Source organism: Paenibacillus sp. Soil750, assembly GCF_001428045.1.
GTDB classification, from domain to species: Bacteria; Bacillota; Bacilli; order Paenibacillales; family NBRC-103111; genus Paenibacillus_E; species Paenibacillus_E allorhizoplanae.
Map to the genome: position 1 here is coordinate 249,964 of NZ_LMSD01000040.1, position 12,669 is coordinate 262,632.

The window sequence follows — 12,669 nt, forward strand, 5'->3', positions numbered from 1 at the left end:
GGGAGGCAATACCACGATGAGAACACATGCAGGAATGAGAAAAGCCGGAATTGCAACGATGGGTATGATGGTAGGCGCTGCTGCACTGCTTACTGGCTGTGGAAACGACGCAAGTCCTACAACAGGAGGCACGAGTACAAGCGCTGCCAGTTCACCTGCCAACAAAGAGCCGCTGAAACTGAGTGTCATGACGCTCATGTATGCCGAGCCGCCGAAAGCGGATAGTGAAGTACAGAAGCAGATCGAAGCCTACACGAATACCAAATTGGACATCTCCTGGGTCCCCAACTCCTCCTACAAGGAAAAGGTGAATGTTACGATTGCTTCCGGTGAGCTGCCAAAGGCGCTGCTTGTACAGAACAATAAGGATTCCAATATTTTGAGCGCTGTACGTGCGGGTGTATTCTGGGAAGTCGGTCCTTATTTGAAGGACTATCCGAATCTATCGAAAATGAACCCTTCTGTCTTCGACAACATTAAAGTTGACGGCAAAATATACGGCTTGTATCGAGCACGCGATTTGGCGACGTACGGTGTTATTTTCCGCAGCGACTGGTTAAAGAATGTCGGGCTTAGTGCACCGAAAACCATAGATGATTTGTACAATGTATTTAAAGCGTTCACATTAAACGACCCCGATAAGAACGGCAAAGCAGATACCGTGGGCTTGACCGAAGAGAAAACCATGGATGGGTTTGGCGTCGTAGCTTCGATCATGGGCGCACCGAACAGCTGGGAAGTGAAAGACGGCAAGTTAAGCCCGGATTTCTTAGCGCCGGAGTATTTTGAAGCCATGAAATTTTATAAAAAATTGTACGATGAAAAATTGATTAAACAAGACTTCCCTGTGCTGAACAACCAACAGAAGAAGGATGATATTAACCAAGGCAAGGCTGGAGCTGTGATCTCGAATATGATTGACGGCGCAGGCTATCAAGCAACCCTTGCCAAGTCCTTCCCTGGCTCTGACGTGGACGTTGTGAGTAGAATCACTGGGCCTAAAGGCGAAAGACTGCCTGGCGGCGTAGGCTATAACAGCGTGTTCATGTTCCCGAAATCAAGTGTGAAAACAGAGGCCGAATTGAAACAAATCCTTGGCTTCTACGACAAGCTATCCGATCAGAAGATGCTGGATTTACTAGGCTGGGGAATTGAAGGCAAGCATTATAAGACCGAAGACGGCAAGCCGGTATTTATTGATCAAAAGCTGCAAGACACCGAAGTAGGCTCCAGCTACCTGCAATTACAGATCGCCAAATATACAGCCAAAACAACAGGTAAAGAAACACCTCTGATGGAGAAGTACGGCAAAATGATCAAAGAAAACGAAACGATTGCGGTTAACAATCCGACGAACCCGCTCGTGTCCGAAACTCAAACAACGAAAGGCACGGAATTGAAGCCGATCATTGACGATGCTCGCACGAAATTTATCCTAGGCAAGCTGGATGAAGCAGGTTGGAAGCAAGCGATTGAGCAATGGAGAAAAGCAGGCGGCGACAAAGTCATCGAAGAATTCAGTGCGCAATACGCCAAGAACGGTAAATAAGTTCAGAACAGGAGAGGCGAATTTTGCCTCTCTTTTTTTGAAGGAGAGAGTCGATATGACAGGTCAGTAATCCGTATGTATTTTCGGTACAGACAGACATGGTTCGGGTACAGTATGGTCACACCTCTCGCTAGTTTTGTATTTGTCAGATGGTTACTATACAATAGTAAGAGGGGAATCATTCCCTAGTTATGTTCGAGGAGGTATGATCATGAATAATTTCACATTCCATAATCCAACTACCCTACATTTCGGTCAAGGTCAATTAGACAAACTAACGACCGAAGTACCGAAGTATGGGACAAATATTTTGCTTGTCTATGGCGGAGGCAGCATCAAAGCCAATGGTATCTATGACAAAGTCGTTAACCTCTTGCACGGTCTCGAGGCAACCATCGTAGAACTTAGCGGCGTTGAGCCTAATCCGAGATTGACGACTGTCCACCGCGGCGTAGCCCTGTGCCGTAGCAACAATATCGATCTCATCCTTGCAGTAGGCGGTGGCAGTGTGATCGATTGCGCGAAAGCCATTGCCGTTGGCGCCAAGTTCGATGGCGATTTCTGGGATATCGCAACTCGCAAAGCAGCAGCAACAGGCGCACTTCCGTTAGCAACCGTGCTGACAATCGCTGCGACTGGGTCCGAAATGAACTCCGGTTCTGTCATTACAAATTGGGAAACTCAAGATAAACTTGGCTGGGGAAGTCCATACTCATTCCCGAAATTCTCTATCCTTGACCCCGCTCATACGACATCCTTGCCTGAAAACCAAACCGTATACGGCATGGTCGATATTATGTCTCACGTGTTTGAGCAATACTTCCATCATGGCACGAACTCTCCTGTGCAGGATGGTTTCTGCGAAACGATTCTGCGTACGGTTATCGACACGGCTCCTCTTCTGCTAGCGGATCTGAACAACCTGGAGCACCGCGCAACCATTCTGTACAGCGGCACTATGGCGCTGAATGGCACGCTAAGCATGGGCATCCGCGGGGATTGGGCGACGCACAATCTGGAGCATGCGGTTTCCGCTGTCCATGATATCCCGCACGGCGGCGGTTTGGCCATTCTCTTCCCGAACTGGATGACTCACAACCTCGATGCCAACGTGGGACGCTTCAAACAGTTCGCGCAGCGTGTCTTCGGCATCGATGCCGCAGGCAAATCCGATAAGCAAATTGCCGAGGAAGGTATCGCGGCATTGCGTGCGTTCTTCACCAGTATCGGCGCACCTAGCCGATTGGCTGATTACAACATCGACGAATCCACCATCGAGCTCATGGCCGATAAAGCCATGATATACGGCGATTTCGGTAACTTCCAGAAGCTGACTCGCGCCGATGTCGTGAAAATTTATCAGATGTCGCTATAAGACATAGCCCACATAAACAAGCCGCTCTCCAAGGTATCAACCTTGGGAGCGGCTTTTTAATCTTAGATCCTAACGCTGCACAGGCAGCACCTTATAGTCGCGCCATTCTTCCGGCAGCAGACGCTGATAACGCGGCTGTAGGTACCGATCATCGATCATCAGCAGCACGCCGTGATCCGTTTCGGAGCGGATTAGCCTTCCGCCAGCCTGCTGTACTTTGTTCATGCCGGGATAGACATAGGCATAGTCGTAGCCGTTTTTGCCCGTACGCTCCATGTAATCCTTGATCAGATTACGCTCTGGCCCTAGCTGTGGCAAGCCAACCCCCACTACAACGACGCCCGTTAAACGATCGCCGACAAGATCAATGCCCTCGGAGAAGATCCCACCCATCACCGCAAACCCCACTAACGTCATCTCCGATCCCGCCTGAAACGCCGACAGAAAGTGCTCTCGCTCTTCCTCCGTCATTTTGACCTGCTGAACGAGTATGTTGAGGTGCGACGTATCCGCCGCCTCACCGACAAGATCCGTAAAAGCCTCGTACACACTGCTCATATACGCATACGAAGGGAAAAACACCAAATAATTCCCCGCTCGTCCCGTGACTAGCTCATAGATCGAACGAGCAATCTGCGTACGACTGTGTTCCCGATCCTGGTAACGGGTGGAAAGAGGCTGCACGAAAACTTCCAGCTGCTCTTTCGCAAAAGGCGACGGCACCGTCACAGAGTAATCGTCTTCTCCTGCCCCTAACATGTCCATGAAATAGGACAAAGGTGACAGTGTCGCCGAGAAAAACACATGTGCCCGATACCCCTTCCCCATCTGCCGCAATAGATGAGATGGATCTAAACACACGACCTTCACGCTGACCTCGTTCCGGTCATTCACAGCTAGCGTCACATACCGCTCGTCATACAACTTCGAGATGCGCACGAAATTTTGCGCACCAAAATACGCATCCAAAAGTACCGCACTCGTTGAAGTACCACCGGCCGATCTCGCTAATTCCTTTTCCGCTATCGCTATAAATGCTTCCACATGCACCAATAACGATTCCGGCAGCCCAGACTCCACCATCATCTCACGATCGCCCACCTGCTTACGGAGCGCTATGAAATAGGCATTTACAGCTTTAGCCGCGTCATGGAGCTCTTTACTCACACCTTTGAATTCCCGCTGCAGCGTAAGGTAGACCGATTTATGCAACTCACTGGCGTACATCTCCCGTGCTCGATCCACCAGATTATGCGCTTCATCAATAAGCAGCGTTGTTTTGCGCTTCTGCTCCTCAAACAGCCTTTTCAAATTCACACGCGGGTCAAAGATATAATTGTAATCACAAATCACCGCATCCGCCGCATAGGCCACATCCAATGAGAACTCGAATGGACACACGCGATGCTTCCGCGCATACGTCTCAATCACCGAACGCGTCATCACCGTTTCCTGCCTGAGTAGATCCAGCACCGCCTCATTCACCCGATCATAGTAGCCGTCCGCAAACTCACAGTGTGCCGGTGTACACTTGACCTCGTCCTTCAAACACACTTTCTCCTTCGCGGTTAGCGTAACCACCTGTAGCTGCAAGCCCTTGTCCTGCAACAGGTAAAAAGCTTCCTCTGCCGCTGTGCGCGTGATCGTCTTCGCCGTCAAATAAAAAAACCGCTGCAGCACGCCCTCCCCCATCGCTTTCACCGACGGAAAAAGCGTCGACATCGTCTTTCCAATGCCTGTCGGTGCCTTAGCGAATAGCTTGTGCCCATCCTGGATAGTTTTGTACACCGCCCCCACCAGCTTGCGCTGCCCTTCCCGATACTGTGGAAAAGGGAACTGCAGCTCCTTGATGCTCAGATTTCTGCGCTGCTCATGGTCATATTTCACTTGTGCGTACGGATAGTAGCTCTGAATCACCTCATGCACAAACCGCTCTAGTTCTTCGTAAGCAGCTTCCCTCACAAAATGCCGCGTCTCCTCCGTATCTACCTGTGTATACGTCATCTGAACTCGCATCTGGTTTAGCTCTCGATCATGGGCAATCATGTAGGCATAACACATCGCCTGTGCCCAGTGCACAGGGTACGAATTCTCTTCAATCAGCGCAATATCTCCGGAAGTCGATTTGATTTCATCTACCGTTAATGCACCGTCGTCATCAGTCCCAGTTAGCAGCCCATCACAACGCCCATCTATAACAAATAAAAGCCCCTCATACGCAATCTCCGCAGATACATACACTTCACGTTGATCGGATTCTCCGTATTGCTTTTGCAATCTTTGATGTGCCTTTGTACCATCACTTAATGACTTACTCGACCGAAATCCCGTATCAATACTACCACTGCTAAACACATATTCCACAAGCGAACGAACTGATATCTGAACAACAGGTAGCATGCCATGTCTCCATTTTTAGAACATTTGTTCCTTATTATACCATGTGCATCGGTGAAACACTACTGGCTCCTGTCACTCTAACCTCCGCGCAAATAACTGGATTTTGTACAGCTAATTTCATCGCTTTACCCCGATTCAGCGAATTAACTGGAAAATATCCATCTAAATTCGTGCATATTCAAGAAAATTATCCAAAACCGCCGAAATAACTACATATTTTCCATTTAAACGTGAATATCGAAGGAATACGGGGAAATTAGCTGTATTTTTTCCATTTATTTGCGTGTGGTGGGCGGGAGATGATTGAGTGTGAGAAGGGCAGCGTGTGGTGGGTGAGGTAGATGAGTAAGTATCTGGCGATGCACAAACCCCACGCCAAAAACCCCTCCACGACGAGCCTAGCTCATACGCTGAAGGGGGGATCGTCTTGTTGACGTCTCACTTCACGATCATTTCACCCACTGAAACGGGGTTGTATTAAAAAACAAGTCCGGATTGGCCTGAATATTATGCGCCCAGAAGGTAAAATGCAGATGCGGCCCAGTGGAGAAGCCAGTCGTGCCGACGAGCCCGATAATGTCGCCCTGCTTGACGCGGTCGCCAGGCTTAACTCGCAGCTCGGAGAGATGCGCGTACTGCGAGAACAGCCCCATCCCATGGTCAATATAGATGGAATTGCCGGTCAAATACAGGAGTTCTGCTAGCGCTACAACTCCATCGTTCGTAGCCTTGATCGGCGTGCCTTCTTTGGCGGCCAGATCAAGGGCCATATGCGCGCTGTCGTATTTCCCATTCACATAACGGGTGTACCCATACGGCGTGGTCAAAATCCCCTCGATCGGCTTCACGAACGGCCCGCTGAACAAAAAACTCGGCTCCGACTTGCTGCGCGCCAGATCGATCTTCTTCTGATCGGCGTTGATGCGCGTCGTATCCTGTTTCATGCTCTCCATTTGCTCGGTAACCTTCAAATACTGCGTCTCGAACTTCTTCGTCTTGATGGTCAGCGTCTGATCACCAATCGGATATGTGCCCGCCTTCACACTCATCGAGATTGGCAAATACGTGAAATATCCCGCTTCATAAGGTTGAAGTGTGTAGGTTTTGCCCTGCCAAGCAATACTGCCTGGCTCCTTATGACGCACAAGCACGATATCCCCAGGCGATGCCTGCTCCGGTATAAGCTTCCAGCTAGCGCCCATGACTGCTTTCGCGCCCGCTTCATCTTTATAGAGCAAGGCCTCCGCTTTGAGCTGTGTCAAATGGGCTTTCACCCCTTGAATGACTGCTTTCGCGTCCTCCGTCATGCCATCTATCCAACTCTGTCCACCATCCACGGTGAGCACAAGTGGGCTTTTACTATTCGTTGTGCTTGGTAATAGAGCCCAACCAATCTTCGGCGTCACGAACTGTGACTGCTTCACATCAAACATCGTCCCGTTCAGCGTAACAATATCCACACTCAGGCTTCCTGAGGACGTCGTAGCTGAAGCTCCTAATGCTCCTTCCGCCGGACCCCCAGTCCCGCTCTCCAAGCTCAGCAGCTTTGTGATCGCTTCCAATCCATTCGTAGTCGCTCCCCCATCAGTCGGCAGCGCTTCCGTACTAGTGACTTCCTGCCAATGCGCGCCGCCATCCGAAGTTTGAGCCATCCCATCCGCGTATTTCACCCAGCCTCGATCGAAATCAAGCATCCGAAACTCCAAGGCTTCACGAGGTGTTGGGGTTGGTACAGGTGTTGCGACAACGCTATCTGGTACCTCCTTATTCGAAGAGGTCGATGTTGCAAATGGCGAGTCTCCCATGAAAATGACCACACCAGCAGCTAGGATGCAAGCGCCAACCAACAGTGGCCATTGACGCCTTTTTCTTGGTCTCACAGACGTTCCTACCTCCCTTGAATGACGACAGGTTGTCTAGTTATTAAGACGTCTTCGTCCTCTGATTTCACTCTTCTTATGGTAACACAAAAAACCCGAAGACAGTTATGTCTTCGGGTTCTATAACGCTATATTTGTACGCCCTTTTTGAGCGTTTTCTGATCACTATTCGTGTTATTAACTAATGGAAGTAACTTGACACTTCGAACCATTGTGGACTGACATAAATGACATGTCGGCACGTGATCGAATGCAAAATTATCTCGCATCCAGCCTTTACAGCCTTCATTTTCACAAGACCATACCGTCACATTTTCTAGAGGCATCTCTTCAAGCGACTTTTTTCTGGAATACATGGATAAACCTCCTTAGAGTACTAAGCGTCAGCTAGCTTTAAATTGAAAAAGACTGCCATTACTTAAGTAAAGGCAGTCTTTTTAATTATATTACAGTTTTACAACGTTTTCTGCTTGTGGTCCGCGGTTACCTTGAACTACGCTGAATTCAACGGATTGACCTTCGTCCAAAGTTTTGAAACCTTCACCTTGGATTGCGGAGAAGTGAACGAATACATCGTTGCCGCCTTCAACTTCGATGAAACCGAAACCTTTTTCTGCGTTAAACCATTTTACTGTACCAGTAGCCATTGTGAAATACCTCCAAAAATTATTAACATGTTTTTTATTCTTCAAAGAGAAAAAATTCACACATTGTATAAGGTTCACTAACAAAAATGAAAACCCTTTACAATATGTGAATTCAGGTTCTATTTGTCGATTGGATTTATCATAACACACCACTCATGAAAACGCAAACTATTTCCAGACTTTACAAGTATAAAATTAAAAAAAGGGCTCCCCAACTTTAGTCTAGGTTGCCCCTTGGTCTCCAGACGGTTTGATGCGCAGGGCAGGGGGACTATACTTGTGGTATCGAGTCTAGGAGGGTTTTAATCGTGTATAACGCAAGTATTCAAACGATATTAGCAGCAAGTGTTTTATTCGTCATTTTCACGTGGATCGGAAGCGTCAAAGCGTCCCGATTATTGTACAGCGGAAGCTTGGAGAAGCTGCACCGCAAAACGCGCAAGCTGCTCTTTTGGGCATGGTTTCCCATCATCCCTGCGGCAGCAATAGTAGCCGCCATCGTCTGGCTGCAGATGAACATGGACACGATTTTCTGGAAGGACCGCATCTTCCTGCAAGCTCCGCTAGTCGTTGTTCCGCTTTTGAGCATATGGTTCGTAGCCGTTCCTAAGCTGCTGAAGCTTCGCTCTCTAACCAATATAAGCTTAACTGAGAGTGGCTCCACCATTGAGCCTGCTATGTTCCAAAGAGCCGCTAGCCCAGGCCTTATATTTCCTTACCAATTAACCGCGCTTAGCGCAGCAGCATCACTTTATTTCTCATTTGTACCTCCAGTTCCTTTCCACTGGTTAGAAATCACTATTCCGCTCGTAGTGTTTATTGTTTTAGCCGCTGGACTTTGGTTGAGACATAATCTGCGTGCCAAGCAGGTACGTAAAGCACCTAACTATCAAGCACCTCGCCTATTGGCACGCTTTGGTGCCATGACGGGCGTTCTCATCGTGACCGCAGGTATCGGCTTCTATTTAATTACATTCGCGATGGATAAAAGCGTACTGCCCGCCGAAATCGACATGGCCAGCGGAACGCATGATTACGGCGGCGGAGTGATAAGCGAGCATGCTGGCCATGACATGACCGCTATGTCCAATATGGCAGGCATGGTATCAGTGGCCGACCTAACGGGCCCGAAAGAGGGCACGCCCGATCGTCATTTTACACTCGTAGCGCAGAAAAAAACCGTCACACTCAGCTCTGGCAAAACGGTGGATGCTTGGACCTATAACGGTCAAATCCCTGGACCTGAGCTTCGTATGAAAGAAGGCGAACTCATTGAAGTCACGCTAACGAACGAGGATATTGATGTTGGTGTTACCGCCCATTGGCACGGTTTAGATGTACCTAATGCCGAAGACGGCGTCGCTGGGGCTACGCAAAATGCGGTAATGCCCGGTGAAACTTACACGTACCGTTTCCGCGCTGAGCAGGTGGGCAGCTTCTGGTACCATTCGCATCAGGATTCACAAGAAGCAGTGAGTATGGGGCTTTTCGGAGCGTTAATTGTAGAACCGAAAGAGGTTGCAGATACAACAACATTTACAATTCCGTTCAAAGATATCACGGTTATGACCCATCGTTGGAAGAATACGTTCGCTATTGGCGCAAATGATGAACTAGATCGTCAAGCAGTTGCTCCTGGGACGCCTGTCCGGATGCGACTCATCAACACAGATGATTGGGTCAATCAAACCTATACACTAGTGGGTACTCCTTTTGAAGTGGCTGCTATCGATGGGACAGATTTGAATAAGCCGGATCTCTTGACCAATACACGTGTCATTGTGCCAACTGGCGGACGATTTGATCTAACATTTGTTATGCCGGATCATCCTGTTTATTTAAATGTGGGAACGAATAAAAATGGAGGCATTCTTCTGTCAGCAGATGGCCGAGGGAACGTTCCTGAACTGCCGCAAACCGTAGCTTTCGATCCGCTTACCTATGGCAGTCCGAAGGCCACACCTTTTGATGCGGATAGCAAATTTGATCGAGATTTCACACTGATTTTAGATAATAAACTAGGTTTCTATAACAGAAATTTCGATTTCCTTTATACATTGAATGGAAAAGTGTTCCCTGATGCACCGATGTTCATGGTGAAGGAAGGGGATCTGGTTAAAACGACGTTCGTTAATCGTGGAAATGTCGAGCATCCAATGCATTTACATGGTCATCATGTGCTCGTCCTTTCACGCAATGGCAAGCCTTCCACAGGCAGTCCATGGTGGTCGGATACGCTAGACGTTCAGCCTGGGGATACGTATGAGGTCGCTTTCGTTGCTAATAATCCAGGTCTATGGATGGATCACTGCCATAATCTTGTGCACGCTGCCGCGGGGATGTCGATGCATTTGATGTATGAAGGGATTACAACGCCATTTTCGGTTGGAAGCGGCACACAGAATCATCCGGAATAAGAATTCCATGGGGGAAATATACATGACAGAAGATCTATTTGGTGCCGCAGGATTTAGTTCCTTCGGCCTTCTTTTTTTGTGGTCCATCGCAGCCTATTGGAGCAGCCGTTTGTCCTATAGCTCGGGGCATAGGCAGTTGCGCCGCAGGTCTTTGGGGCTACTCACCCTCATTCTGCTAGGTGAGGGACTTGCACTGGTTAAAGCCACGATCATACTCAGCTCATGGCCGTCAGGTTGGCCAGCCATGCAGGTAAAACTGGGGCTGGAACTGGGGTTGTTCGTCGCTCCGGCGCTAGCGACGCTGATGTGGTCCGTACCGAGGCTGTGGCGATTAGCACGGACAGATGGTGGGCCGCAGGGCGAAGCCCTACCTGCGGAAATGCGGGTGAGCGCCGCGCATATCGCGGTGGCGCTGCCGGTGCAAGCGGTCATGCTGGGCGCGATGACCGTGTTCTTTTACACCTTCTTCACCGCGGTTCCACTGCCGGTGAAGATGATTATCGTGCCAGCGCTGCTAGCCGCAGCCGGCACTTCCGTGCAGGGGTATCGGCTGCACCGCCGACACCTAGCCATGCGCAGCCCCGCGTGGACGAAGCCACGGCTCGGGGTGCGGGTAGTGCGCGCAGCCGCCGGTGTCCTAGCGGCGGCTGCTGGGTTAGTCATCTGGCTGAGCGCAGCTAGCCAGATGAGCCGTTTGCCCGCCGAAATGAACATGGCGGCGGGGGTCGTGGACTACGGCGGCGGCGCAGCGCCGGCCACTACTGACCACGCCGCCCACCACGCCGTAGGCGGGACGAGCGTAGCGACGCTGACGGGTCCCCGCGAGGGGACACCGGATCAACGGTTTACGCTCACGGCCAGCAAGAAAACGGTGGCGCTCAGCTCTGGCAAACAGGTGGAAGCGTGGACGTTTAACGGCCAGCTGCCAGGCCCAGAGCTGCGCGTGAAGCAAGGTCAATTGGTAGAAGTCACGTTGGTAAACGCTGATATTGATGATGGCGTAACCCTGCATTGGCACGGTCTTGACGTCCCCAACGCAGAAGATGGCGTTGCTGGTGTGACACAAAATGCCGTCATGCCAGGCCAAACTTATGTGTACCGATTCATAGCAAGTGATGCAGGTACCTATTGGTACCATTCGCATCAGCAATCGTATGTAGGAGCCGGTAAAGGACTGTTCGGATCGTTACTTGTTGAGCCCGCTGAGACTTCGACCGAAATTAAGCCAAATGAACTAGATATCCCGATTATTGCACACACCTATACGACCGTAGATGGCACATCGAATACGATCTCCTTCGGAGCTTCGGATAAGCGGCAAATCCGCCAGATTACGTCGGGTACACCGGTTCGCTTACGTCTTATTAATACGGATAATTCACCGATGATGTTTAAGTTAGTAGGAACTGCTTTTCAAGTGGCCGCCATTGATGGAACGAGTCTGCTTGGGCCCACAGATCTAGTAGGGAAAGATCTTCTCCTCGCTGCAGGCGGGCGTTATGATGTGACGTTTACGATGCCAGAGGGAAATGTGCTTCTAGGTCCACAGTCCGAGAAAAGAGGAGGGAGCCACGCTGCCTTGGTAATGAGTCCAGACGGTAGAGATGGGGATTTCAGCGAAGCGATGAGTCAGCGAGGAGATATCTGGGATCCGCTAACGTATGGCAGCCACGCTGCCAAAGCTGTTGCCGCGTTCACAGGACATTATGATCGTGAATTCCAGCTTATTTTAGATAAACGATTGGGCTTATTCAACGGAAGATTCGCCTATTCGTTTACGATCAACGGCAAACTTTTTCCTGATACACCAATGTTGGTGGTGAAGGAGGGCGACATTGTGAAAACGACGATCGTTAATCATAGCAGCGCTAGTCATCCCATGCATTTGCATGGACACCACATGTTGGTGCTGAGTCGCAACGGGCAGCCTTCATCCGGAAGTCCCTGGTGGGTGGATACGTTGAACGTTGCTGCAGGCGAAACGTACGAGGTTGCATTTGTCGCGGATAATCCAGGGCTCTGGATGGACCATTGCCACAATCTGCAGCATGCGACGGTGGGAATGACGATGCATTTGATGTATGAGGGGATCACAACGCCATATTCGGTTGGAAGTGCAACGTCGAACCATCCAGAGTAACGGTATTCACCATTTCGACAAGATTGGAAGCCGTTTTTTCAAAAAAGAGGGAGGGCATGTCACATTAACTTACACACAGTTGACAAAACATACCTTGGCAGTTTACTCTAAAAGAGGAAGGCACGACAAATTGCATATCACCTCTTTCGTATAACCTTAATGATTGGATTAAGGGTCTCTACTTAGAAACCGTAAATTTCTAGCTACGAAAAATGTGCACTGAGCAACAGGCATATTTTTCATGGCTAGTTTTTTTGTGCC

At 49.6% G+C, this 12,669-nt stretch carries 8 protein-coding genes and 1 riboswitch; of the genes, 4 read left to right on the forward strand and 4 right to left on the reverse strand.

The window, feature by feature from the left end:
- Nucleotides 1-16: 16 nt before the first annotated feature.
- Nucleotides 17-1,549 (forward strand): extracellular solute-binding protein, encoded by a 1,533-nt coding sequence (locus ASL11_RS28545; RefSeq protein ID WP_056622322.1) that lies wholly within the window; start codon nt 17-19, stop codon nt 1,547-1,549.
- A 211-nt stretch (nt 1,550-1,760) separates the two neighbouring features.
- Nucleotides 1,761-2,924, forward strand: a complete 1,164-nt coding sequence (locus ASL11_RS28550; protein WP_056622324.1) for an iron-containing alcohol dehydrogenase — start codon at nt 1,761-1,763, stop codon at nt 2,922-2,924.
- 69 nt (nt 2,925-2,993) lie between these two features.
- On the opposite strand, the gene ASL11_RS28555 is transcribed toward ASL11_RS28550, so the two are convergent.
- The 4 genes from ASL11_RS28555 to ASL11_RS28570 all read right to left on the reverse strand — a co-directional run bounded on the left by ASL11_RS28555 (nt 2,994) and on the right by ASL11_RS28570 (nt 7,851).
- Nucleotides 2,994-5,324 carry an ATP-dependent DNA helicase gene (locus tag ASL11_RS28555; protein WP_056622326.1) on the reverse strand — a complete coding sequence of 777 codons (2,331 nt, stop codon included), beginning with the start codon at nt 5,322-5,324 and terminating at the stop codon, nt 2,994-2,996.
- 449 nt (nt 5,325-5,773) lie between these two features.
- Entirely contained in the window at nt 5,774-7,204 is a 1,431-nt protein-coding gene (locus tag ASL11_RS38055) for a M23 family metallopeptidase (RefSeq protein ID WP_056622328.1), read from the reverse strand.
- Nucleotides 7,205-7,332: 128 nt separating this feature from the next.
- Nucleotides 7,333-7,560 (reverse strand): cold-shock protein, encoded by a 228-nt coding sequence (locus ASL11_RS28565; protein ID WP_056622331.1) that lies wholly within the window; start codon nt 7,558-7,560, stop codon nt 7,333-7,335.
- Nucleotides 7,561-7,650: 90 nt separating this feature from the next.
- On the reverse strand, nt 7,651-7,851 hold the full coding sequence (locus ASL11_RS28570; protein ID WP_056622333.1) for a cold-shock protein: 201 nt from the start codon (nt 7,849-7,851) through the stop codon (nt 7,651-7,653).
- A 308-nt stretch (nt 7,852-8,159) separates the two neighbouring features.
- On the opposite strand from ASL11_RS28570, the gene ASL11_RS28575 reads away from it, so the two are divergent.
- Nucleotides 8,160-10,268 carry a multicopper oxidase family protein gene (locus tag ASL11_RS28575; protein WP_056622334.1) on the forward strand — a complete coding sequence of 703 codons (2,109 nt, stop codon included), beginning with the start codon at nt 8,160-8,162 and terminating at the stop codon, nt 10,266-10,268.
- Between the two features lie 22 nt (nt 10,269-10,290).
- Nucleotides 10,291-12,408, forward strand: coding sequence for a multicopper oxidase family protein (locus tag ASL11_RS28580; protein WP_056622336.1), 2,118 nt, complete (start codon nt 10,291-10,293; stop codon nt 12,406-12,408).
- A 126-nt stretch (nt 12,409-12,534) separates the two neighbouring features.
- Nucleotides 12,535-12,634: riboswitch (purine riboswitch) on the forward strand.
- Nucleotides 12,635-12,669: the final 35 nt, after the last annotated feature.